The organism is Pedobacter sp. JCM 36344 (assembly GCF_046546555.1).
Classification (GTDB): domain Bacteria; phylum Bacteroidota; class Bacteroidia; order Sphingobacteriales; family Sphingobacteriaceae; genus Pedobacter.
The window spans coordinates 71,603-95,646 of record NZ_JBKHKK010000017.1 but is presented as its reverse complement, the minus strand read 5'-3'; the positions used below and the strand labels follow the sequence as shown (position 1 = coordinate 95,646).

Sequence of the window (24,044 nt, the reverse complement as noted above, 5' to 3'; positions counted from 1 at the left end):
TTATTTTGTATTTGGTTTACTTAGATCTTTTATTCTAATGTTTCTGAATTTTAATGGGGAACCATGTCCAAGGAAACCGATGTGTCCTGTTTGACGAAGCAAACCTGGATGTTGTTGTTTATCAGGAGCTCCGGTCTTTCTTGCCTCAGTAATATCTCCATTAAGGATTACCTTACCATTCAATACTACCTTGATCTTTGGCCCCCTCACGGTCACTTCCTGGTAGTTCCATTCACCAACCGGCTTTAAGTATCCCCTCTTAGCCGGAAGCGTTCCGTAAACAGATCCATGATATTGATACACATGAAGATCTTTATACATAGCAGCCTCATTATCGAGTATCTGTAGTTCCATACCAACATAAGCTGCATCACCTTCCATTGGAGTTCTAATCCCTAACCCATTGTTTGCTCCTGGTGTCAGTTGAAATTCGAACCTGAAAACGAAGTCACTAAATTCATCTTTTGTGTATAAATTACCACCGGATCCCTTACCTGGCTTCGGATTCACAGCAAGATTGCCGTTCTCGGTAACATATTCTGCAGTATTGCCAGTCCAGCTAAACATATTTGTACCATCAAACAGTACAGTGTATCCATCCCGCTTCTCTTTTCTGCTCAATTCAAATGGCTTGACTCCCTGTAAATCTTTGACGTAAATATCACGATAAGCAACGGGTGAACCATGTGCCTGTAATTCTATTTGTTCTACGGGAAATATCCCTTGGTTCTTATCCCAATAATTTTCAAGAATGACGTTATCAGTCACCAGCTCGCCATTGAGGTATACGGTAACGCGATCGCCCCTCATGATTATCCGAAAAGTGTTCCAATGGTCTAAAGGATTGTCGGCAACCTTTAATGGTTTACTTGGATTCTGCTGATTATTGTATAATCCGCCTGAACCAACCTGAGCACCAACATTCGTTCTGGCATTATCCCAAATCTGTACTTGCGGAGTACCTCTAAGGTAAATCCCTGCATCGCCTTCACCTTTCTTATCATCAACGATCTTCCAGTCAACAAGCATTTCAAAGTCGCCGTACTTCTTTATAGTCGCCAAATTGTTCCCATGACTGAGAAATAATAATTCGTCATCTTTAACCGTCCAACTCTCACGCATTTCCGCATCAGCCTTTTTTTGTTCTGCCTCAAGCGTTTTGACATCCATCTTTGACCGTTTTATCGGATCGGCGACAAGTCCCTTCCAGCCTGTGAGATCCTTGCCATTGAAAAGAGGAACAAAGCCCTGATCTGGCTTCATCGCTTTGATATAGCTTTCCACCTTTGATTTTACCAATACTATTTGTGTAGAATTAACTACAGATAGCGCCCTTTTTAACAGGTCTTTTATAAAATCTCCGGTGTATTCTCCAGACAAAGTAACTTCTATAATTGTACTTGCTGCTTGTTGTTGTAAAGATGGATTGTCCAAGTATCTTTCCGCAAAGGCGAGGGTATTAAATATCTTTACCTCTTCAGCAAGCTTCAGGATATTGATTTGCGTTTCGGTGCTTTTAGATCTGTCAAACACTGCGCGAAGTAATAGCAATCTCTGCTCAGGTAAATAGCTACTCTTTGCTATCTGAGCAATTTCGAGTTTAGATGTCCATAGGCTTTTCGATTCAACTGAAAGATGAGGATTAGCAAACTTTACTACTGCAGCAAAGTATTCCAGATTTTCATCTTTTGCCGCCTCAATTAAATAAGCGTTAACGTTGTTGGAATTCAAATCAATCAGTAATTTGAGTGCGTTGATTCGGGTAGCAACAAGTTCTGGCATCATACTGCTGGCCATTATTTTCCTTCCAATCTCGCCGGCAAGCTTAAGGTTGCCTGCTTTTATTAGCTGATCTGCATATATCAGGTAGGAAGCCACAACATTCCTATTGTCATATCGATAACCGAGCTTGCTGGCAGCATTGTTAAATATTGGTTCCGAACTTGGATCAGCTATATATGACAATGCATAGAACGACATTTTTGATAAGTCTTGATCATCTACTCCAACTAAGGCATTTATTGCTGTCGCTGCAGGTTTGTATTTTAAGTCGCCTAGCGCTTTAACTATTGATAGTCTTGCTGCACCATTAGATTCAGGCAATGCCTTTAGTAGGGCAGTTTTAGCGTTCAACGTATTGATTTTAGCCAGTGCTCTAACAGCTGGATCAGCTAAAAATTGATCGTTCAGATATCCTGTGAGGATCGAAACAGATTCGTCTTTTCCAACCATCTCGAATTGACTGATCAAGAAAGATTTGATTTGTTGATCAGTTAAACTAGCCAGGACTTTAGAATATACATTAATAGTTTTCTTCCTTGCTGATTCCATCCCTTGTCGGGAAACGTATTCCGAAAGTGCAGCAACTGCATATTCTGCTTTTGTCTTGGTTTTCCTGTCTTCACTCTCCAGTCTTTCTACCAACTTTAGCAAGACTGGCTGAGTCATCTTAGTGACAGACTGCATCGCTGAATTCAGATCATCTTGTGTTCGTTCTGGAAATTTAGAAAGCAGCGTATCGATTTTATTGTCTTCAAGAATGCTCTTTTTAGACTGACCTTGTAAAGTGGCGAACCACAAAGAAGCGAAAAGCGTTAAAGCGCAAAATTTTGTTTTATTAAATATCATATGGGGCACGCATAACTGGGTTAATCAATTTATTAGCTGAAGGGTCGTCAACAAATAACTGACGCTCAGGATCAAACTTGAGTGATCTTCCGAGTTTGAGTGCTGCCAGTCCTATATTCACAATATTGCAGGACCGATGTCCATTTTCTTCATTTAGTGCAAATTTCTTACGTGTTTTTACGGACTCTACAAAACTTGTTACCTGGGCGGCTGGTTCTGGAAATGTAGCGAGTTTTTTTTCAAGGTCTTGTATATCGGATTTAAAGCCAGGATAAAGCTTCCCTTTAGGACCTTCCAGATACGCCGCTTTATCATCAGTGCCATCACCATCGAGAATTATCTGACAACCATCTGCATAGGTGTAAGTTATTCTCCTCCAAGTGCCAACTGCATCGTAGTGTTGTTGAGGTGCATCCACTTCCACTGAAACAGGATTAGTGTCGTCTTTACCTAAAAAATATTGAACAGGATCTAGATAATGTTGTCCCATGTCACTTAACCCTCCTCCGTCATAGTCCCAGTAACCTCTAAAGGTCTGATGTACGCGGTGAGGATGATAGGGTTTAAAAGGGGCCGGCCCTAGCCATGCATTATAATCAAGTTCCGCAGGGACTGGCTCAGGAACGAGGTTGTCTTTCCCTACCCAGTAAAACTTCCAGTCGTAACCTGTATGTTTTCCAACAGTGACTTTAAGGGGCCATCCTAACAAGCCACTTTCGACCAGCTTTTTGATCTTTTTAACTTCAGTGCCCATGCCGTAAAACACATCACTAAACCTGAACCAGGTGTTCAGCCTAAACATTCTGCCATGCTTCTGAACAGCTTCAACCACACGCCTCCCCTCTCCGATAGTATGGGTCATTGGCTTTTCACACCAGATGTCCTTACCTGCATTTGCGGCATCGACAGCCATAATTCCGTGCCAGTGTGGCGGGGTAGCGATGTGAACAATATCTACTTCTGGTAATTTGATTAGCTCTCTATAATCGCTAAAGGTTTTTAGTCCTTTGTCGAGCATACCGGCGGCTTGTTCCAAGTGCCGTTTATCTACATCACAAATAGCGACTACCTGGGTTCCATCGTATCCAAAGTGACCCCTACCCATTCCTCCTACTCCGATTACTGCTTTAGTAAGCCGATCACTTGGGGCTATGAATCCATTCCCTCCTAAAACATATCTCGGAACAATACTGAATGCAGTTAATCCAATCGCAGCTTTTTTAATAAACGCTCTTCGTAAGTTTTTTGGCTCTTTCGGTTCCATATTTAATGTTGCTATCATTCAAATTTATCATAATATTTTAAAATACATGTATATACAAGCTTCAATAAAAATATTTGCTTCATTTGTGGAGTTCTTATATCTTTAAATGAATTTAATCATTTACAACTGACTATATAAAAAAAACACTTTTGCTAGTACTCACTAAAGTATTATCTACTAGCCTTGGCTCTGCACAAGAAAACCTTTCAATAACAGATAAGAAATGTCAAAAGGCTCGAACTCGAATCAGTAACAGTGTTTAACGCAGGTTCTCAAAAAATAACAGTCACAGGCATTAAAGGATTTTTTACCATTGACAATCGCACCCAAACCTGTGTTTCCTGAACAGCTCATTCAACATATAGATAGCAATTTCATTAGCTTCAAATATAAAAAGCGACTATATACGGTATTTGGTAAGAAAAAGGCTTCAACGGAACAAAAGCTAACGAACAGAACAGATATGACTATTGACTTGGCGGATACTGGTTCCATATTAATGCTTCATGCTGCAGTAGATAAACGCGGAAGCTACTCAGATTATAAGGCCCTTTTGATTCAAGGTCTTTGGGGTCGTAAACGGCTTGCAGACCAACTAGCCATAGAATAGGAGCCTAATTACGTAGTATCCGGACATAGAAGAGCCACACAATTAAATTGCGTGGCTCTTAAATCATTTGCTAATTATTTACTGAACTTATAAACAGTTGATGTCTTGTAAACCTTACCAGGATTTAATACTGTTGATGGGAAATTAGGTTGATTGGGTGAATCAGGGAAATGCTGAGTTTCTAAAGCCAGTGCAGTTCTAAAGTCATCGGTTGCCCCACCTTTAAATTTATTTTTGCTTTGCATGAAGTTACCGCTGTAAAACTGTAGTCCAGGTTCCTCAGTATAAACATCCATGACAATACCAGATTTATCACCTTTTAATGTTGCCGCGTGAATCATTCCCAAACCTTTTGTACCGTTTAGAACGAAGTTATGATCGTAACCTTTACCTGCCGTTAGCTGTTCATTAACGGCGTCAATCCGTTTACCAATAGTAGTGGGGTTAATAAAATCGAATGGTGTGCTTGCAACGGGAACATTTTTGCCTAGTGGAATTAAGGTTGTATCTACTGGAGTATATTGATCCGCATAGATTTGAAGCACATGATTTAGAATCGATCCGCTTCCCTCGCCATTTAGATTGAAGTAAGCATGATTGGTCAGGTTAACCACAGTTTTCTTGTCTGTCGTCGCTTCATAATCCATCTTCAATTCATTATCATCGGTCAAAGAATATATAACCTTAACATTTAAGTTTCCTGGGAAGCCTTCTTCCATATCCTTCGACAGGTAAGAAAGTTCCAAGGTATGACCGTTAGGTTGCTTAGCGTCCCAAACTACATACTGATAACCTTTCTTGCCTCCATGCAGCGTATTCTGACCATTGTTTGTAGCGAGAGTGTATTCTTTACCATCAAGTGTAAATTTACCTTTTGCGATCCTATTTCCGTAACGACCGATTGTTGCACCGAAATAGGGTTCTGTTGATTGAACGAAACCGTCGACGCTGCCGAATCCGGGAACAACATCTACGAGTTTACCTGTACTATCCGGCACCAGTAAACTCACTAACCTACCACCATAATTAGTAAATGCGGCTTGCATATTGTTTTTGTTTTTCAAAATATAAAGATTGGTTTTTTTGCCATCAATCTCCTTTTGGAACTTTGTACTGTCTAATTGAAGACCAGTGCTCGTGCTGTCGGTCTGCGCCATATCGACACTCGACTTACTTGTATCATTACAAGCAGAAATGGAGAGCAAAAGTGCTGCTGCCAGAATAGGTGTTAGCGATCGTTTCATTTATTAAAAGGTTTTATAAGGTTAAACGAATTTTTGTATTCGTGAAGCCAAATTAGTATTTTAAGATTAGAAAACATAGCCTTAATCAATTGTATCAATACATAGAATCTATTTGTTTTATCGGGAAATGCTAAATTTGTAAACAACTAGTGGATAAAGCTGTTTTTGATTAAGGACCAAAACCATATAATAGCACCAGCCGGAGATACGCAATTTAACCAGATAACCATGAGCACAGGTAAGGACACTAATCTATCTACCCCCATTACTACGGAAATGGAGCGGAGATTAGTGAGCTTATTGAAAATGAAAGATCAGCATGCTTTATCCACGCTTTATAGAATGTATGCCGCTTCTCTTAAGGGAATAATATTAAGGATCATTATTCATGAGGAGACAACAGAAGATCTTTTGCAGGAAGCCTTTGTAAAAATCTGGAATTCGATAGATAAATATGACGACAGCAAGGGAAGATTGTTCACTTGGATGTCAACGGTAGCTAAGAATATATCAATAGATCAACTAAGAAAAAAAAGTCATATCAATAATAACAAACATGTGAACATAGAAGAAAAGGTGGTTGATATTGATCAGAAACTGAGTTACGGGATCAATACTGACCTGATTGGAATAAGAGCACTTACAAAAGCAATGACTCCAATGCAAATATTGTTGTTGAACATGGTCTATTTTGAAGGGTACACGCAAAGTGAGATCGCAGAAGAACTAAATCTACCCTTGGGTACCGTCAAGAGCAGAATCAGACTTGCACTACTAGAGCTGAGAAAAATGTTTTAGCGTGGAGAGGACACGAAAACAAGAGTCTCCACATTTACCTTGACCAGAAGTACCTCTTTTCTAAAATTTTCAAGACTGGTGAATACCAGCTTTGAAAGCGTTCTGCTTTCGTAACTCACAGTAAATTTCAATTTATTAAATGGCCAAGGTGTTACAGAAACCTCCTTCGCTCCTGTGCTGTTCATTTCGTAAGCTTTACCATCCGGACCCCTGCTGATTTCTATTCTACGTTGCTCGGGTTGTACTAGACACTGGCAAATACGAAGCGAGAAAGCGTCGCAAAACTGTAGGAGATCATGTGCAGAATTGATTCCAGAGGGTTTAAGGCCTAAAACCTTCAGCCAATTTTTCTCCTCCGTTTAATCGCCTACAGAAATTTTAGCCTTTGAATCTTGATTGTCGACAAGATTAATGTGTCTAGATATTGCCCACCTTCTCCTTTAGCAGATTGTCAGTTTCAAATTCATTATATACGTCGTCATACTCAGCTGTCGCGATAAGCGTCCCGACCCAGCGGTCGGACAAGGGAATTTTTTTCTAATGTGCGCATATTTACGAAGCAAGCAGTCCGAGAAACCGTTGAGTAATTATCTGCCAATCTGATTCGGCGTAGTTAACGATCATTACAAAATTCCATATTCGTTATGTTTTTCATGTTCTTCAATAGACCTCCCGATTGTTGTCGCATATTCATCGTCAATCCAGTTAGCAGTTTCCCAAACGATCCCTTCTTCAGTAACATCAGGATATAAATGGGCAAGTTTGGTTTCACCTCTAAATACTACGTAAGTCCCATCCTCTCTGGGGCGGACCGTCAAGTGCACACCACCAATCTTAAGTTCATATGGATCCATTAGTGAGTATTAGTTAGTAATGTCATCATGCTCTACAATTTCCATTACCAACATTTGCGGTAAGCAATTTGTTTGAAACAGTGCTATCTCTAGATAATTATTTTGTTATCTGAAAGGTCTATTTGCATATCCTGTTTCGTGATCAACTCTTCCTTAAACTCACGAGCATTGGTAACAGAGATAATCCTTTCTTTCTCATTCGCAAACTACCCCGGCTCAAATACAGGATTTACAATAGGATATGAAAAAAGCTTCCATCCCTGGTTCCAATATTTGTTCACGCAGTTTAAACTGATCACACCAAGGTCGGTAGTAGAAGCACGAGAAATCACTCCATCTTAAACATCGATGCCTGTTGTCTCAGCTCATCCGAAGAAATTTGTTTTGGGTCGTTATATTGCTTTTCTAAAAGTCCTGGACCAATGCTGATCTTACCACCGGTGGTCCTGATTAAACACTCACCATTTTCTACCGTACTGGAAATGTACCTACCTATACTCCGGTTGAAATCCGAAAATCTAAGCACCAATTCATGGAAAATAAATACTGGATATTTCATGATTAAATATATCACTAGAATGTTAAGTAAATGTTACCAAAATGTTAATTTTTACTTAACACAGATTTAACACGGAACTAATTTATATTTTCCCAAACTGTGCTCTGAATCAACTTATTAAAACTATTTTTAAATACGGTCTTGTAATGAGAACGGGATTTTCTCATATATACAAATACAGGTTCCAATTCTATCGAATCAAAACCGTACATTTTAAACCCTGAGACTTTTTCTGGCAAATCCGCAGCAAGCTTTCCATTGAGCTTGAAAATTAATTTGTTGGTTCCCTCGCTGCGGAAACAATACTCCAAGTTATTTAAGTGATAAAGCATAAAGGTTTCACCTCTTATTAAAAACAATGAATTTACGCTTCTTTGGCCGGATGGCCCATTTAATTTTGTGATTATGCCCTCTCCAAACTTCTTTTTCTCAACAAACGGCCCTAAGTAAATGTTCTCCAAGACATATGATATCCCACTAATACCATGTAATCCTTCAGGTTTACTTCCTGTACGTACTCCACTCATTTTGTAACCACCGTCAGTCAACCGAAATACCTGCAGAGAACCTCTCAATTGCAAGTCAAAAAAAGTAAGCATATTGGGGATAAAAATATTTTGTTGGCTATTATTCATGATAGCAATTCTCAAGGCAGTTTGATGAATACCTCTACTTTTGATGAAAGTGTCAATGATAACTATTTTTGCTTCTATCTTGACTTTCTGAGTCCTAACTTATTGTAGGACAGTTAAATTAAACCGAGAAGTAGTAGCGCACGTTTCATAAGGCCGGTTCGATCAATTGCTTTCTTGCAATTTAATCGCTAATAGGTAAAATTAAAAATTCTTAAACAATAAGTTCTCAAATTGGTTATTTCAAAAAACACTATTAACCTTAAATAAAATAAAAATGGGAAATTTACTTTACTTAATCGCAGTCGTATTTGTAATAATATGGGCGATCAGTTTCTTAGGAGGATATTATACGGGTGGTATCATTCACGTATTATTAGTAATTGCAGTAATCGCAGTTCTACTGAAGGTCATCAGAGCCTAAATTTCGCTAGCATTCTAATTTGGCGGCATTGTTGGTAATTAATAAGCATAAACAAGTTTATTTTACCAATAATGCTACTTTTGCTTTTTGCTTGCAACCAGACCGAACCTTATAAAAAGCCGCTTCTAATGGTTACAAAAATCGATTCTGGGGAAACATCACTATTGGAGATGTTTACGCCAAAGGGATTACTACTGTAGATCTGGAAAGTTAATATTCCTTTACGCATTCGCGAAAGGTGGATCAGCCGGTGAGGTTTGTATCAAAATAGATAAGTCTCGGACTTACATAGAGAACAATGAGTCATTAAACACATTAAAAATAAGGACGTCAGCAAGCTTAGAAAATGTGAATTAAATAGTAAAACACGGCATTATGAATTACTTTCGCTTAATTCAGCAGTATAAATTAAGAAAGTGATGTGTCCATCGCACTAGCAGACTTTTACAACTCTTTTTCCTGGTTCAAACTTGCCGGATTTTTTCAAATTAATTGTTAACAAACCATTCCGGTAATTAGCAGAAATGCGGTCGGAAGATACATTTTTAGGTAGACTAAATGACCCAGTAAAAGATGATCGGGAAAACTCCATACGTGTGTAGTCCTCATCCAAAATACCATCTTCTCTATTTGACTCTGCTAAAATGGTAAGAAGATCGTTATCCACAGAGACTTTAAAATCTCTTTTTTTAAATCCAGGTGCAGCAATCTCAATTTTAAATTTATGATCCCTTTCCCGAATGTTGACAGGATGCGAAGGATCACTTGCATTATTGAAAACTTCCGTATCCCAGAAATTCTCCATCATTGAACATGCTTTTGATGATTTAGTTGTTTTTGATAGGCTTGACATAAATTTTAGCTTTTAATTAAAATATAAATATCAATATTAAGACACAATCTTAACATGCTGTAAGTCAGCATAATTGATGACCCTCATCATCAGTTATATTCGCGTTAGTCATCAGGCTTGAAATGATATCAATAGGGTCCATCACCGGAAATAATCATTGATGCAAGTCGCGCATCAATGCGATTTATATCTTTTCTAAAATTTAGCTTATTGTTGCGGTCGACAAATGCGGTTAAATACGCGATAAACTGGAACTTTTTCAACAATTAGCACATTCCGCTCCTTACCAGAATGCATTGCTGAACTAATCGAGTTACTAATCCATTTATTGTCATCTTTTAGGAGAAAAGCTGCCAGTTTTTCTGGCCGTTCGATACGTATTATCATAACTGAATACCCCGGAAGTCTCATTGAACAGTGACTTGCTAGGTGTGTCATGCAAATAAGTAAAGTAATTATTAGGAAACAAAATTTTTTACTAGACCCAATGAGTTTGATACACCCGGCGTCTGTCTTATAATCGGTAGCAGCGGATTCTATCTTCCCGACCTTGTTTACAGTTTGTTCGCAGACGCTGAGTATAAAGGAACAGTTAATAAGTAGCAAGCAGATCAGATTCAAATATTTAACTTTCATCAATCAAAACCAAGTTAAAAAATAGGATAGCGCTATACCTTCAAAGGCTTGTTGGTTCCGATCGGTCTATTTTTGAGTTTCTGCTGTTTAGCGAGTTTAAAGAGCTCTTGTTTGCGGATCCTTTCGGCAGCCATTAAAGACTTGATCTGAACTATGATAGCAGCATCTTCTTCGATCAGTTCAACACCGATCGCTACAGAACTTCCTCTCAACAGTTGCTCAAGTTTATGTTTTCGTAAATCCAAAAGACTTCTCAATTGCTTTCGACGTTCCAAAATTACATTTAAGCTCTCATTGATCATCTCTATTTGTCGAAGATCGTCTTGTTGAATTTTACCCAAAAGCACCTGATCAGTTACCTTTTTCAAAAACCGCACCTCATCTTCCACAAAAAGAATGTCTGATAACCATTCCTTGTTTTCAAGATATAGTTCCTGCAGCTCTTCGGATAATGTTGGTTGGATTAACGTGTCCATATCTGTTTATTTATATGCCCAAAGGTGAACAATGTTTGCTAGCGAACACATGATTGCAATCAAGGATTTAGTTAATTGTGGTCATCACTTTTAATTCAAGGACCAAATGATTTTAAACTATTTTTGGCTACCATCAGTTCCTGCCGAAGTTCTGCTATTTGTTTCAAAAGTATGTTAATCGCATCAATTCCCTCGAGGTTGATACCCAAATCATAATGCAAACGTACCATTCTTTCAACCTCCCTGATTTCGTTCAGGGCTATGTAGCGCTCGTCATGAAGTTCTAACAGGCTGATCAGTCCAAAATCATGAAGAGAAGATATAAACGATGGTTCAGCTTCATAGTGCAAACAGAATTGCGCAATTAGTACCAGATTCTCATTTTTCATTTTTGAGGTTACTTAATTCGGTGAAAAGTTCAATTTCTTTGGCCGAAAGGTTACTGGGTAACTTAACCTGGTAGGTAATAAATAAGTCTCCAAACTCAGATTCCTTTTTGTAAACCGGAAATCCTTTACCTTTGAGCTTAATCTTTGTTCCTGGTTGAGTCTGGGGCGGCACTTTTAATTTGACTTTTCCATTGAAGGTATCAACCAGCACCTCTCCTCCCAGCAGTGCAGTGTAAAGATCGAGATCCACATCTGTATATAAATTCTTCTCGTCTCTTTTAAATTTGGTATTATTATATATGGAAAAACGTATATAAAGATCGCCGGCAGGACCCCCATTGGCACCAAGAGACCCATGACCTTTGACCTTTATAACTTGCCCGTTTTCAATTCCGGCGGGAAAAGTCAAGCGGATGTTCTTTTCATTGACTGTAATTGTTTGTTGCTGACTTTGATAAACATCACTTAGGTTAAGGTTCAGTTCTGCATTCAGATCTTGCCCTCTAAATCGACCCTGTCGACCTTGACCTTGCTGGCCACCAAACATGGATCCAAACAGATCAGAAAAATCCTCTCCGGCGAACTGCTCCTTGCCATTTCCTGACGACCTGCTCTGCTGCTGTCGCTCCTGTTCGAACTTTTCAGCATGTTTCCAATCATTTCCATGCTGGTCGTATTTCCTCTTCTTTTCGGGATCGCTCAATACCTCATTTGCTTCATTGATTTCCTTAAATTTTTTCTCAGACTCCTTATTACCGGGATTCAGGTCGGGATGGTACTTTCTGGCCAGTTTGCGGTATGCAGACTTAATCACTGCAGCACTTGCTGATTTAGGTACATCCAGTATTTTGTAATAATCTATGTGGTCCATAAGACAGGTTAAAGCTGATGCGTCAGGAATTATTTAGCTAAATAACCGCCGTCAATTGGATAGTAGCTGCCTGTTACAAATGAAGATTTATCGCTACCTAGCCAAAATATCAGTTCGGCGACTTCTTCGCTTTTTCCAAGTCTGCCAATGGGATGAAGTGCTACGAGTTGGCTTTTCATTTGTGGATCAAGCGCATTCAGCAAAGGAGTATCGATGAAACCCGGACCCACTGCATTTACCCTAATATTTTTAGCGGAATATTCCAAAGCCGCGGTTTGAGTCAATCCAATAATGCCGTGTTTCGTGGCACTGTAACCAGCTGAGCCCGTAAAACCAACAGCCCCCAAAATTGATGAGATATTTACAATGCTTCCACCATTGTTATTCAACATGGCGGCGATTTGATACTTCATACCATAAAAAAGACTATTCAGGTTTACCGAAATGACTTTCTGCCACCCTTCAATGCTCATATTTGCGATAGGGTTCTGTTCTCCACCAATCCCTGCATTGTTAACTGCGATATCTAGTTTGCCAAAAGTTTTTACTGTAAACTCTACCAAAGCTTCCATCTCAGCAGCAACAGCAACATCTGTTTTGAAAAAAGATGCTTTGCCTCCCAAAGCACATATTTCATCTGTAAGCTTTTCACCTTCCCTTTCATTGATATCTGATACAACTAGATTAGCTCCTGAAGTTGCAAATAATAGCGCAGAGGCTTTTCCTATTCCTGATGCAGCGCCTGTTATGATTACTGTTTTATTTTTCATTTGCAATTGATTATTTCATCAAATCTAGTCTTACTAACTCCAAAGAGCCATGAGCTCAATCAAGCGTTTTAATGATATGGAACATTAAAATAGATATTGTCGATAATTTTAAAGAATGAAGGCCCTTGCTAATATCTTTCTTGTCGTCGATTTAAAATGCAAGTGATTAATATCATCTTTCTAAATGATCGGTATTTCGTTAGTTAACGTGAAACATCGCATTTTAGTCTTTTAGGACTATGTTTAGTAACGATAACGAAAATGGACAATAACAAATTTAATATAAAGGGTTTAACTCCATCGGAAGTTAATCAGTCAAGAGACAGATACGGACGTAATGAAATTGTTTTCCGAGCAGAGAATGGCTTTATCAAGGCTGTAAAAAGTATTGCAAAAGAGCCCATGGTTATCTTATTGCTGGTTGCCTCAACAATCTACTTCTTTACGGGAAATATAGGTGACGGCTTCTTTTTAGCTTTAGCTATTATATTTATCGTTACAATTTCTCTATACCAGGATTCACGTAGCAGGAATGCACTAGAAAAACTAAAAGCCTATAGTGAGCCCAAGAGTAAGGTAATTAGAAATGGAATAGCAGAAGAAATACCTAGTGCAGATATTGTTCTAGGTGATAGCTTAATGATTGAAGAAGGAAACTCCATTACAGCAGACGGAATAATTATTCAATCTAATGACTTCTCGGTCAATGAGTCTATACTGACTGGAGAATCATTTTCTGTGGAAAAAAACAAAGAAAGCACTGACAATTTGGTTTTTCAGGGCACCAGCGTAACGGGCGGCTTAGCTATCGTAAGCGTTACAGGAATTGGAAATAAGACCAGGCTAGGCGGCATCGGAGAAAGTCTGAATCATATCCAATACGAAAAGAGCCCATTAGAATTGCAAATCAACAACTTTATTAAAAAGATGGTAGCTGCCGGAATCTTTATATTCTTAGTCGTATGGGTGGTAAATTACATAAGATCTTTTGATATTCTGGATAGCTTGTTAAAGTCGCTGACGCTGGCCATGAGTATATTACCAGAGGAGATCCCAGTTGCCTTTTCAACATTTATGGCGCTTGGTGCATGGAGATTAATGAAGATAGGAATTGTAGTCAAGCAAATGAAAACTGTGGAAACGTTGGGCAGCGCGACAGTAATTTGTACGGACAAGACCGGAACAATTACAGAGAACAAAATGACTCTTGCCAAGCTATACTTAATGTCTAAAAACCAGATATGCAATGCAATTGGCGATATAGATGAGGAAAAAGCACAGTTGATAACAACAGGTATGTGGGCAAGTGAACCTATACCTTTTGATCCCATGGAGGTTGCCTTGCATGATGCATACTTATCAATTGTATCAAATGATGAGCGCCCGCTGTATAAAATGATCCATGAATATCCATTGGAAGGGAAACCGCCGATGATGACACACCTGTTTGAGAATAAACAAGGTGTGCGTATTATCGCTGCAAAGGGTGCTCCAGAAGCATTATTGAGCGTATCAGTACTGGACACTGAGCAAAAATTAATGGTTCAAGATGCTATTGAGACACTGGGCAAAGACGGATACCGTGTCCTAGGTGTAGCCTCAGCAAATTCCAGCGAATCTGAGTTTCCAGAATTCCAGGAGGAATTCAAATTTAACTTCCTAGGTTTGGTTGCATTTTACGATCCTCCCAAAAAAAACATCTCCCATATACTAGACCAGTTTTATAAGGCAGGTATTGCAGTCAAGATCATTACAGGAGATAATGCAGCTACTACTATCGCCATTGCAAAACAGATCGGCTTAAAGGACACTACTCAAAGTATCACTGGGGAAGAGTTGATGAAGCTTAATGATACGGAGCTTAAGGAAAGGGTAATGCGTATCAGTATTTTCTCAAGGATGTTTCCTGAAGCGAAGCTTAAGATCATCAGCGCGCTAAAAGCCGGAAACCAGATTGTGGCAATGACAGGCGACGGTGTAAATGATGGACCCGCCTTAAAAGCAGCTAATATTGGTATTGCCATGGGCAAGAAAGGGACTGAGATTGCCAAACAGGCTGCATCCCTAATACTTATAGATGATGACTTGGCAAGACTGGTAGATGCCATTGCGATGGGAAGAAGGATCTACTCCAATCTTAAAAAGGCAATACAATACATCATATCCATTCACATCCCAATAATACTGATAGTTTTTCTTCCTCTTGTTCTAGGATGGATATATCCAAACATCTTTTCGCCGATACATATTATTTTCCTTGAGCTCGTTATGGGACCAACCTGTTCAATTATTTATGAAAATGAACCTGTAGAAAAAGATATCATGAATCAAAAGCCTAGGATTTATACCAGCACGTTTTTCAGCTTCAGAGAACTGACAACTAGCGTCGTACAGGGCATTGTGATCGCTAGTGGTACTTTGTTGACCTATCAATTCTCTATACAGCAGGGATACAGTGAGTCACTTACTCGCACGATAGTTTTCACTACACTCATTGCCGCGAATATTTCATTAACCCTGGTGAACCGTTCTTTTGTCTATTCTATATTTACAACGCTTAAATACAAAAACAACCTCGTACTGATAATTATCAGCATAACCACGATAATCGTGGCCGCAATGCTGTTCTTCGATCCAATCACACAGATCTTTAATTTTCAAAAAATGAGCAATTTACAATTACTACTGTCCATTGGGGTCGGCGTTGTTTCTGTGATTTGGTATGAAATTATTAAATGGACAAAACGTGACTAGATCAATTTATTACATGATCAAAATCATGGGGCAGACCAATAGGTTTCCCCTTCTTTGCATAAATGTCAGCCAAATAAATCTCATGAAAATAACAGATAAAATGAAACCAACAAAATCAATCCTGATATTGACAGATTTTAGCAGGAGCGCAAAAAATGCGTCAGAATACGGGACCCACCTTGCTAAGCAACTCAACGCTAACATCTTATTGTTCAACTCCTTTTTAATTCCAGATCTGGGATTCGATTCTTGGCCATCAGCGCATCACGAATCTCTCTTGCAGCAAAGCAAGAAGAGTCTTGAAGAGGAGGTGGCCCGCCTTCATGGTATTTCGCAACATGACAATGAGGAATTTGAGACAAAAATAGATTACCTCAGTAGTGAGGGTGCCATTGCAGAAAACGTATCTGCTATCATAAAGGACAAACAAAATATTTTTATGGTGGTAATGGGGGGATGCAAAGCAAATGATAATGATGATATTCTTTTTGGCGTCGAAATTACAGAGATCCTCAGTAAAGTGAAGTGTCCTACAGTGATTGTACCTGAATCAGAATGCTTTCAGTTTTGATCTGTAGCTACGCAGCATAGTTTACGTGCGCTCGAAAAGCCATTTGAAAAGCTTCACTTTATTTTTAGCACTCAATCCGTATTTCTTGATGTTTTTTTCTACAATTAGAGACACTGCTTCTTCTATACTGTCGGTTAACAGGAACGAATTTGTATCATCTGCACCAATCGTCGAGTTTTTTTTCATTAACTCAATGTGTTCAAATAAATCCTTATGGTAGGCCTTTCCAAATATAATAATCGGAAAATTTTTTATAGTGCGAGTTTGAATCACGATCGATGCCTCGAAACACTCATCCAATGTTCCAAATCCATCAGGCATGACTACAAATGCAAATGAGTATTTAACTAGTAATATTCTACGCACAAAGAAGTGCTTCAGGTAAATCCATTTATCGACGTGAGGATTGGGTTTCTGCTCTACAGGGAGTTGTATGTTACAGCTGACTGACCTTCCCCTACTTCTTGAGCTCCGCGATTACCCGCTTCCATTAAACCCCGGACCGTCACTCGTGAGAATTGTAAATTCCAATTATGCAAATGCTGCATCTGCATTTCTGGTAATAATATTGATGATTTTCTTTAATACGAGCCGATCCAAAGACAGTGGTACAGAGACCGATAAAATGAAGCGCGCGAAAACCCCTAATCATTTCTAGCATGGTGTTTATGGTGAACTTTAGTTCAGTCCATCTTGGGTGGGAACCGCTTAAAAAAGTGATTTCCGATTTATCCATTAATTATTGGTTATATTAAAATATTGGATATTGGTTTTCCTGAAAAACCAGCAAAGGGATTTCAATATTCCTGGAGAGCTTTTGCGTTTGACTGCTGTTAAACAAATTGCCTGGAAAAATCATTTTGCGGTGAACCATCGCAAAAATATCAATGAATCCATTCTTAGCAATCCAATTTAGTCCGCGGCTAATGTCCGTATCCTCAATGTGCTTGTAATAAATTTTAGCATAATTGACTTTATTCGTCACTTCATTTAAAAATCTGTCTACCATTTCCTGATCCGCTTTTGTCTTACTAATGTGAATGATGAGTATTTCCGCATCAAATGGACGCGCAAAGCTTGCAATAGAATTAATTAGTTCTATATCTCCCTTATTCAAATCGCTCGCAAAAGCAATCTTGTTGACTAGCTCTGGAAATTTCTTGAAGGGTATCAACAGTACTGGACATTTGGCGCTATTGATTAAATCCTGACTGTTGCTTCCTAATAACATCCTGTTTACCATTCCAGCACCAAACATACCCATTACCACTAAAATTGCTTTTCTGTCATGGGCCAGATCATTGACCATATCCGTGACTGATCCCAAGGCGGTATAGTAGTCAATTCGGGGACCCGGATTACATGATTCTTGTTCATCCAACCGTAAATCCAAAGCCTGAAATTCAAGTTGCTCAATTGCAGAATCCCTTAGCATTTTATATTCATTGGGCAAGGTTTGATCGGAGGAAGCTGCCAGCATTTTTATCGCATGGCATAAAGTAAGATCAGCTTTCAAAGCGTTGGCCAAACTCAGTGCAAAATTGCCAGCAGTTTGTGACGGGGCTGAAAAATCAGTAGTGACCAGAATTGTTTTCATCAGTCTTTGTTAGTTTTTATCTTAGGAAGCAGTAATGGCATTTTTTTCTTTGGTGGGAGCTGATTATACAATGCAGTTTCAAGTGATGGATCTAGATGGCGGGAGTCTTTATAAAATACGGGAAGCCCGTCTTTTATTTCACAAGTTAGGTAAAGCGCTTTTTTAGGAATAGCTTTCATTTCATCAAACTCCCACCAGCGAAGTCGTTCCATATTTATAGCAACTGCTCTTATCTCTGCCTCAGGGACTTCATAACAGTCACCCAAGTATTGTCCTTTGATTAGCCGCATGTATCGCTGTAGATCATTATATACTTTAGATTTTGGCTGGGTGGATAATATCGCCGCCGTAAAACCTTCTTCTTCAATTGCTTTTGCTAATTCATTTACTGCACTAAAACTCGTTGCTTTGATTATACCATCTATCTTCCTTGCTGAAAAATACGGGTTTAATTTGCCATAATGAAGATGATTAATCAAAGTGATCATGGCATCTGTCAGTAATATATCAAACCTTACTTTTTCCTGGATTGATATTTTTTCGGGCTCGTCAATGATCGCTGGAAAATTGTCATAAGTTAACTCTCCGGGGTGGTAATCAGCATGTGCAAGCCCGTATTGGAGTACACAATCTAGAAGCATCATTGCTTCCTCGATGCGTTTCGCCTCACCTCTATTTTTAATCCAGAGGGATTGAAACCCGTTTTGGAGATAGTACCTCTTTACAGATTTAGGATAATTCAGTTTGTATTGTTTAGTCAAGTCATTTAGTTGCATCGAGAATTCTTTGGAATAGGATACTGACTGCCCCTTGACTGGATTAAAGAACAACAACGTGGTAACTAACATAGATAAGACTGCAAAAATGGTTTTCATAAACATTAAATTACAATGGTAAATATTCTGAATTTATTGTTAACAAACCATGACCGACATCATCAAAGCCAGTGATTTGAGTCTTTCAGCAATGATTTTGGTCACAGTAATTTATGATTAGTATCATACCGCTCAGGGACACTGTCACAGCGGAACTTATTGGTAATTCCTATCTTTATACCCATGGCGCTAATAGTTAGTTTTAAGAAATTTCTTGATGAAACCGGAAATATAGCCCGTTTTACTGGTCGCTTTTTTTCAGTAGGTATGAAACCCAGATATGAAAACAGAGAATTATTAAATCAATGTTACAATATTGGCTACCTATCCTTTCCCTTGGTCGCACTTACTGCATTTATCATGGGGCTGGTACTTACCATGCAATTAAGGCCTTCACTTGTAGATTATGGGGTTGAATCGCAGCTACCAGTGATGGTAGGACTAGCCATTGTACGAGAGATTGGTCCGGTGATCACGGCTTTAATATTTGCAGGAAAGATCGGCAGTAGTATTGGTGCCGAACTGGGTTCGATGAAGGTGACTGAGCAGATAGATGCCATGACAGTTAGCGGCATTAAGCCTTATAAATACCTTGTTGCAACTCGGGTTATGGCAACAACCCTAATGTTGCCTTTGCTCACTATCCTCGGCGACGGGATCTCCTTATTTGGTTCCTATTTGGGTGTAAACATTCGCTCGGTAACCAGTATTGATTTGTTCTTTCTTCAGGTTTTTAAAAGTCTGGAGTTTAGCGATGTACTGCCTTCTATCATTAAAACATTGTTTTTTGGTTTTGCCGTGGGCATTGTAGGATGTTATAAAGGCTTTAATTCGAGCAAAGGTACTCAGGGGGTTGGGATATCGGCCAATTCAGCCGTAGTTTTATCGTCGGTTTTAATTTTTATTATTGACTTGTTGGCAGTGCAGATCACTGAATTACTGGGACTTAATTAATAACAATGGGAACAACCGAAGTCGAATCAGTAATTGTAATTAAAGATTTAGTAAAAGGTTTTGGAGATAAGATCATACTGGATGGATTTAATTTGACTGTAAAAAAGGGCAGCAATGTGGTAGTACTTGGTAAATCGGGTTCAGGTAAATCCGTACTGATCAAATGTATCATAGGCTTATTACAGCCAGATAGTGGAAGCATCAATGTATTTAAGGAGAATATCCCGGGAATGAATGAAGATGAGCTAGATAAAGCTCGTTCTAAAATTGGTTTTCTGTTTCAAAGTAATGCGCTTTATGATTCAATGACGATACGGGAAAACTTAGAGTTCCCACTTTTGAGGCACTGGGTCGATATTAAAAAAGAAGAGGTAAACAGGCTAGTTAAAGAGGCTCTAGAAAATGTGGATTTGCTTCATACACTGGACATGATGCCTTCAGAATTGTCAGGAGGAATGCTGAAGAGAGTTGCTCTGGCAAGAACAATGATTCTAAGACCAGAGGTTATCTTGTATGACGAGCCTACAACCGGACTAGATCCTGTTACTGCAAGGGAAATTGAAAAACTGATCCTTAAACTGCAAAAGAAAAACCATACTTCTTCTATTATTATTTCGCACGATATGAACTGTGTAAAAAATACGGCTGATTTAGTGGTACTTCTATTGGAAGGAAAATGCTATATCGAGGGAACCTATGAAGAATTAGAACAGTCATCGGATCAAAATATCAAACAATTTTTCGAATAAAATAATATAAAATGAAGAATCAGGAAGTTAATAATATTAAGCTGGGGGCGTTTGTTTTATCGGGGTTAATTCTAATGATACTCGCCTTTTTCATGATAGGAAAGAACAACAATATATTCGGGAACGACTTCAAACTAAAGGTTCGATTTTCCAATTTGAATGGTTTAACAGAAGGCAATAACGTGCTTTTTTCCGGGCTACAGGCTGGAACAGTTAAGGAAATTCAACTCATTAACGATAGCACGATTGAAGTTATCATGCAGATTAACAGCAAAGTGAAAACATTTATCAATAAAAACTCAGTCGCCTCAGTAGGTACTGAAGGACTAATGGGAAATAAAGTGATAAATATTAGTCCGGTCAAAGGCATAAGTAAAAAAGTAGTAGAAGGTGATGTTCTTAAGGCAAAAAACATTGCAAATATGGATGAGATTATAGAGAAATTATCCCAGACCAACAATAATGTTGCAAGTATATCAGAAGTTTTAAAAGGCACAGTCTTGCGAATCGACAGTAGTGCAATCCTAAAATTAATTAATGACGAGACGATTGGAATAAATCTTAAAGCCTCATTGCAAAACATTTACAAGGCAACCAATAATGCCAATATTATGACTGTTGGCCTTAATAAGATCATTGACGACATCAGAAAAGGCAAGGGATCTGCGGGGGTTTTGCTAACTGATACTATAATGGCCAGTAAGCTAAAGGATGCTGCAATACAAATCAAATCGGCTGGAACCAACGCAAATTTGATGGCTTTAGAAATGAATACCATTGTCAAAAAAATAAACTATGACCTCAATAAAGGAAATGGGCCAGTTAACACTTTACTCAAGGATTCCTTAATGGCAAAAAACATCAAGCAGACCGTGGACAATCTACAGAGAGGGACCGATGGATTTAATCAAAATATGGAGGCCCTAAAGCATAATTTCTTTTTCAGGGGATATTTTAGAGGCCTTGAGCGTCAAAAGAAAAAAGAGCAAGCTAAACTACTTGAAGCGGCCAAAAAGAATTAATTGTATCTCTATAGCGCTACGTATTCTAAAACCAATAAAACTAAATCAAATGGAATTTCATAAAATCTTAATTGCGATAGATAGCAATCAAAGTTCAGAAAAAGTTGCTATAAGCGGCCTGCAACTGGCCAAACAATTCAATGGACAAATTGCGCTGGTCAGTATAGTTGATCCCGACAGCGAGGCGGATAACGATTCGCCAACTGCAAGGGAATTGGAGGACATGATGGAGCACAACTCAAACCGTAGTCAACTCCAGGTCATAGAAAAAATTTTCAAGGATTATCCTGTTAAAAGTTTCGTGGAAAAAGGCAAGCCCTCCAAAGTGATCATAGAAACTGCTGAAAAATGGGATGCAGATGTCATCGTTATGGGCACCCACGGAAGAAAAGGTTTACCACATTTACTATTAGGCAGCGTTGCTGAAGAGGTGATCAGGCACTCAAAAAAAACCGTAGTAGTAATTCCAGTCAATAAATAATCAAAATCTCAAATCATATATTTTGATACAAATAAAAAAAGAAGGTGTTATTCTTAGAAAGACAAAAGTAGCTTTCGAAAGTGGTGGTGTACTTAATCCTGCCGTAATTAAAGTTGGTGCAGAGGTTTTTATGTTCTACAGAGCAGTAAGTACAGGTAACTATTCGACCATTGGCTTTTGTAGGTTGAATGGCCCATTGGAAGTTGCGGAGAGATATGATTACCCGGTTCTACTGCCTATCGGAGATCGAGAATCAAAAGGAATTGAAGACCCGCGTATTGTACAAATAGAAAAAGAGTATTTCCTAACCTATACTGCCTTTGATGGTTTCAATGCCTTAGGAGCATTGGCAATTTCAACAGATTTAAAGACATTTGAAAGACACGGAATTATTGTACCCGTGATATCATTTCCCGAATTGAAGGCATTTGCGGAAAGTACTTGTAAGCTAAACGAGAAATATTCAAGGTTTTCCCACGACAAAACTGAAATGAACAAGGACGTCAAGCTCCTTGTTTGGGATAAAGATTTCATATTTTTTCCCAGAAGAATAAACGGTAAGCTTTACTTTCTACACCGCATCAAGCCCGATATACAAATCGCCTGCGTAAATCAAATCTCAGACTTAAATGTGTCATTCTGGAACGACTACCTATTGAATCTCAATAGAAATATCGTTATGATTTCTAAATACGAACATGAGATCAGCTATATTGGTGGAGGATGTCCACCTATAGAGACAGCTGAAGGCTGGCTAATTATTTATCACGGAGTCCATGATACAGCAGATGGATATGTATATTCTGCATGTGCAGCGTTGTTAGACCTAGATAACCCAAAAATCGAAATTGCACGGCTACCCTATGCATTGTTCAAGCCGGAAACAGAATGGGAATTGTTAGGGAAAGTTAATAATGTATGTTTCCCTTCAGGAACCGCTTTATTTGACGATACCCTATATATTTATTATGGTGCTGCGGACCGACAGATCGCCTGCGCCTCCGTCAGTTTAACTACACTTGTTAACGAATTAATAGCCTTCAAGATATGATGTTTTTGCAGTCGGCAGACTGAGATAAAACGACGAATCATTTCCAATCTCACTTTCTACCCAAACTTTCCCGCTGTGACGTTTGATAATTTCAGTTGACAGGTAGATTCCTAGTTCAAAAGTCTGAAACAGATTTCATATCGCCACTTTCTACCCTGTAATATCTATTCAAAAAATTGTTTAGAACCTGACTGATTTTATCCAGATCAGCCTCCACTGTCAAGGCTTCGCTTCTTTTAAAGACTATTTTTTTTTACTGCGATGGATCAGGTTTGCATAATAGCGTTTCACGTTTACACGAAAGATATCAAAAAATAAGGTGAAACACAAAATTGAGCATGGAAGTAAAAAAGCTTTGAAGCCTAGGTGACTAAATGAGTAAGCGCCTGACAGCGCACCAAACATGAAAAAAAATATTATGGACAAACGTAATTTTATTTTAGAAACAAGTTCCACTTGTCCAGCTTGATTACTTCGGTTCAACTGTGCAATCTCAATACCCAGATCCGTGAAAGTTCCTGTTAAATGAGTAGTCCTAACTACAGAACCCGATATGACAGAAACTAATGCATTTTGCAAACCCATGGCAAAAAGAAGGCAGCCAACGAAAAATCCTTTAGGAAAAAATGAATCCTTGCCATTGCCATAAATGGCACAAAATATTAAAATAACCAATTCTAAGACAATAGGAATTGCAAAGGAAAAGCGTTCATGATGACCTATTCTGGTAATGATTAAACTTGAGCATAACGCACCTGCAAGAAATAATAGCATCCAGACTGCTACAGTTCCTGCGTTGCTCCAATCCTGTTGGGCAATCCGTTCGGCAAACAATGCGGCGTGACCAGTTACATTGGTTGTCAAGGTTGAGAAACCCAAAAAACCGGCTGCATTCACAAATCCGGCAGTTAGACACAATAAGACTGCAAGCCTGAAGTTATGTGTATAGGTTCTTTTAATACCAAAATGTCTTAGCATCCCA

At 38.7% G+C, this 24,044-nt stretch carries 27 protein-coding genes; 11 read left to right on the top strand and 16 right to left on the bottom strand.

Annotated elements, in window-relative coordinates; all coding sequences use genetic code 11:
• Entirely contained in the window at positions 1-2,628 is a 2,628-nt protein-coding gene (locus ACHFIZ_RS15595) for a family 16 glycoside hydrolase (protein WP_410887484.1), read from the bottom strand.
• Entirely contained in the window at positions 2,618-3,892 is a 1,275-nt protein-coding gene (locus ACHFIZ_RS15590) for a Gfo/Idh/MocA family oxidoreductase (protein WP_410887482.1), read from the bottom strand. The genes ACHFIZ_RS15595 and ACHFIZ_RS15590 overlap by 11 nt, the downstream gene beginning before the upstream one ends.
• Before the next feature lie 313 nt (positions 3,893-4,205).
• Here ACHFIZ_RS15590 and ACHFIZ_RS15585 point away from each other — a divergent pair, with 313 nt between their 5' ends.
• The gene (locus tag ACHFIZ_RS15585; protein ID WP_410887480.1) at positions 4,206-4,502 is read left to right on the top strand and encodes a hypothetical protein; all 297 of its coding nucleotides are present in this window, start codon (positions 4,206-4,208) and stop codon (positions 4,500-4,502) included.
• A gap of 74 nt (positions 4,503-4,576) precedes the next feature.
• On the opposite strand, the gene ACHFIZ_RS15580 is transcribed toward ACHFIZ_RS15585, so the two are convergent.
• The gene (locus ACHFIZ_RS15580; RefSeq protein WP_410887478.1) at positions 4,577-5,746 is read right to left on the bottom strand and encodes an aldose epimerase family protein; all 1,170 of its coding nucleotides are present in this window, start codon (positions 5,744-5,746) and stop codon (positions 4,577-4,579) included.
• Positions 5,747-5,974: 228 nt separating this feature from the next.
• Here ACHFIZ_RS15580 and ACHFIZ_RS15575 point away from each other — a divergent pair, with 228 nt between their 5' ends.
• Positions 5,975-6,544 (top strand): RNA polymerase sigma factor, encoded by a 570-nt coding sequence (locus ACHFIZ_RS15575; protein ID WP_410887476.1) that lies wholly within the window; start codon positions 5,975-5,977, stop codon positions 6,542-6,544.
• Here the strand turns inward: ACHFIZ_RS15575 and ACHFIZ_RS15570 are convergent.
• The 4 genes from ACHFIZ_RS15570 to ACHFIZ_RS15555 all read right to left on the bottom strand — a co-directional run bounded on the left by ACHFIZ_RS15570 (position 6,541) and on the right by ACHFIZ_RS15555 (position 8,592).
• Positions 6,541-6,885 (bottom strand): DUF3891 family protein, encoded by a 345-nt coding sequence (locus ACHFIZ_RS15570; RefSeq protein ID WP_410887500.1) that lies wholly within the window; start codon positions 6,883-6,885, stop codon positions 6,541-6,543. The two genes, ACHFIZ_RS15575 and ACHFIZ_RS15570, sit on opposite strands and share 4 nt — an antisense overlap.
• A 282-nt stretch (positions 6,886-7,167) precedes the next feature.
• Positions 7,168-7,398, bottom strand: coding sequence for a hypothetical protein (locus tag ACHFIZ_RS15565; protein WP_410887474.1), 231 nt, complete (start codon positions 7,396-7,398; stop codon positions 7,168-7,170).
• Between the two features lie 328 nt (positions 7,399-7,726).
• Positions 7,727-7,957, bottom strand: coding sequence for a hypothetical protein (locus ACHFIZ_RS15560; protein WP_410887472.1), 231 nt, complete (start codon positions 7,955-7,957; stop codon positions 7,727-7,729).
• 77 nt (positions 7,958-8,034) lie between these two features.
• Positions 8,035-8,592, bottom strand: coding sequence for a hypothetical protein (locus tag ACHFIZ_RS15555; RefSeq protein WP_410887470.1), 558 nt, complete (start codon positions 8,590-8,592; stop codon positions 8,035-8,037).
• Between the two features lie 274 nt (positions 8,593-8,866).
• On the opposite strand from ACHFIZ_RS15555, the gene ACHFIZ_RS15550 reads away from it, so the two are divergent.
• The gene (locus tag ACHFIZ_RS15550; RefSeq protein ID WP_410887468.1) at positions 8,867-9,013 is read left to right on the top strand and encodes a lmo0937 family membrane protein; all 147 of its coding nucleotides are present in this window, start codon (positions 8,867-8,869) and stop codon (positions 9,011-9,013) included.
• A gap of 433 nt (positions 9,014-9,446) precedes the next feature.
• On the opposite strand, the gene ACHFIZ_RS15545 is transcribed toward ACHFIZ_RS15550, so the two are convergent.
• The 5 genes from ACHFIZ_RS15545 to ACHFIZ_RS15525 form a co-directional block, all read right to left on the bottom strand.
• Complete coding sequence (locus ACHFIZ_RS15545; RefSeq protein ID WP_410887466.1) at positions 9,447-9,866, bottom strand: Hsp20/alpha crystallin family protein; 420 nt, start codon at positions 9,864-9,866, stop codon at positions 9,447-9,449.
• Positions 9,867-10,534: 668 nt separating this feature from the next.
• A complete protein-coding gene (locus ACHFIZ_RS15540; RefSeq protein ID WP_410887464.1) occupies positions 10,535-10,978 on the bottom strand; it encodes a hypothetical protein in 444 nt (147 codons plus the stop codon).
• Positions 10,979-11,073: 95 nt separating this feature from the next.
• The gene (locus ACHFIZ_RS15535; RefSeq protein WP_410887462.1) at positions 11,074-11,367 is read right to left on the bottom strand and encodes a chaperone modulator CbpM; all 294 of its coding nucleotides are present in this window, start codon (positions 11,365-11,367) and stop codon (positions 11,074-11,076) included.
• The gene (locus ACHFIZ_RS15530) at positions 11,357-12,238 is read right to left on the bottom strand and encodes a DnaJ C-terminal domain-containing protein (RefSeq protein ID WP_410887460.1); all 882 of its coding nucleotides are present in this window, start codon (positions 12,236-12,238) and stop codon (positions 11,357-11,359) included. The genes ACHFIZ_RS15535 and ACHFIZ_RS15530 overlap by 11 nt, the downstream gene beginning before the upstream one ends.
• A gap of 29 nt (positions 12,239-12,267) precedes the next feature.
• Positions 12,268-13,008 (bottom strand): SDR family NAD(P)-dependent oxidoreductase, encoded by a 741-nt coding sequence (locus ACHFIZ_RS15525; RefSeq protein ID WP_410887458.1) that lies wholly within the window; start codon positions 13,006-13,008, stop codon positions 12,268-12,270.
• A 261-nt stretch (positions 13,009-13,269) separates the two neighbouring features.
• On the opposite strand from ACHFIZ_RS15525, the gene ACHFIZ_RS15520 reads away from it, so the two are divergent.
• The gene (locus ACHFIZ_RS15520; RefSeq protein ID WP_410887456.1) at positions 13,270-15,762 is read left to right on the top strand and encodes a cation-translocating P-type ATPase; all 2,493 of its coding nucleotides are present in this window, start codon (positions 13,270-13,272) and stop codon (positions 15,760-15,762) included.
• An 82-nt stretch (positions 15,763-15,844) separates the two neighbouring features.
• Positions 15,845-16,333: a universal stress protein gene (locus ACHFIZ_RS15515; RefSeq protein ID WP_410887454.1), complete on the top strand. Its 489-nt coding sequence runs from the start codon at positions 15,845-15,847 to the stop codon at positions 16,331-16,333.
• A gap of 21 nt (positions 16,334-16,354) precedes the next feature.
• Here ACHFIZ_RS15515 and ACHFIZ_RS15510 read toward each other — a convergent pair whose 3' ends face one another.
• A complete protein-coding gene (locus ACHFIZ_RS15510) occupies positions 16,355-16,720 on the bottom strand; it encodes an LOG family protein (protein ID WP_410887498.1) in 366 nt (121 codons plus the stop codon).
• A gap of 46 nt (positions 16,721-16,766) precedes the next feature.
• Here ACHFIZ_RS15510 and ACHFIZ_RS15505 point away from each other — a divergent pair, with 46 nt between their 5' ends.
• Complete coding sequence (locus ACHFIZ_RS15505; protein WP_410887452.1) at positions 16,767-16,991, top strand: hypothetical protein; 225 nt, start codon at positions 16,767-16,769, stop codon at positions 16,989-16,991.
• A 93-nt stretch (positions 16,992-17,084) separates the two neighbouring features.
• On the opposite strand, the gene ACHFIZ_RS15500 is transcribed toward ACHFIZ_RS15505, so the two are convergent.
• Together ACHFIZ_RS15500 and ACHFIZ_RS15495 are read right to left on the bottom strand one after the other, a co-directional pair.
• On the bottom strand, positions 17,085-17,930 hold the full coding sequence (locus ACHFIZ_RS15500; RefSeq protein ID WP_410887450.1) for a universal stress protein: 846 nt from the start codon (positions 17,928-17,930) through the stop codon (positions 17,085-17,087).
• On the bottom strand, positions 17,930-18,805 hold the full coding sequence (locus tag ACHFIZ_RS15495; RefSeq protein WP_410887448.1) for a hypothetical protein: 876 nt from the start codon (positions 18,803-18,805) through the stop codon (positions 17,930-17,932). Before ACHFIZ_RS15495 ends, ACHFIZ_RS15500 begins: the two co-directional genes overlap by 1 nt.
• 183 nt (positions 18,806-18,988) lie before the next feature.
• Here ACHFIZ_RS15495 and ACHFIZ_RS15490 point away from each other — a divergent pair, with 183 nt between their 5' ends.
• From ACHFIZ_RS15490 to ACHFIZ_RS15470, 5 genes are read left to right on the top strand one after another with little or no spacing between them, the layout of a single operon-like run.
• The gene (locus ACHFIZ_RS15490; RefSeq protein WP_410887446.1) at positions 18,989-19,759 is read left to right on the top strand and encodes an MlaE family ABC transporter permease; all 771 of its coding nucleotides are present in this window, start codon (positions 18,989-18,991) and stop codon (positions 19,757-19,759) included.
• A 5-nt stretch (positions 19,760-19,764) separates the two neighbouring features.
• Entirely contained in the window at positions 19,765-20,508 is a 744-nt protein-coding gene (locus ACHFIZ_RS15485) for an ABC transporter ATP-binding protein (protein WP_410887444.1), read from the top strand.
• A gap of 11 nt (positions 20,509-20,519) precedes the next feature.
• Entirely contained in the window at positions 20,520-21,530 is a 1,011-nt protein-coding gene (locus ACHFIZ_RS15480; RefSeq protein WP_410887442.1) for an MlaD family protein, read from the top strand.
• Between the two features lie 49 nt (positions 21,531-21,579).
• Positions 21,580-22,011, top strand: coding sequence for a universal stress protein (locus ACHFIZ_RS15475; RefSeq protein WP_410887440.1), 432 nt, complete (start codon positions 21,580-21,582; stop codon positions 22,009-22,011).
• A gap of 22 nt (positions 22,012-22,033) precedes the next feature.
• Positions 22,034-23,062, top strand: coding sequence for a hypothetical protein (locus ACHFIZ_RS15470; protein ID WP_410887438.1), 1,029 nt, complete (start codon positions 22,034-22,036; stop codon positions 23,060-23,062).
• A 243-nt stretch (positions 23,063-23,305) separates the two neighbouring features.
• Here the strand turns inward: ACHFIZ_RS15470 and ACHFIZ_RS15465 are convergent, their stop codons facing one another.
• A complete protein-coding gene (locus ACHFIZ_RS15465; protein WP_410887436.1) occupies positions 23,306-24,040 on the bottom strand; it encodes a YoaK family protein in 735 nt (244 codons plus the stop codon).
• Between the last annotated feature and the right edge of the window lie 4 nt (positions 24,041-24,044).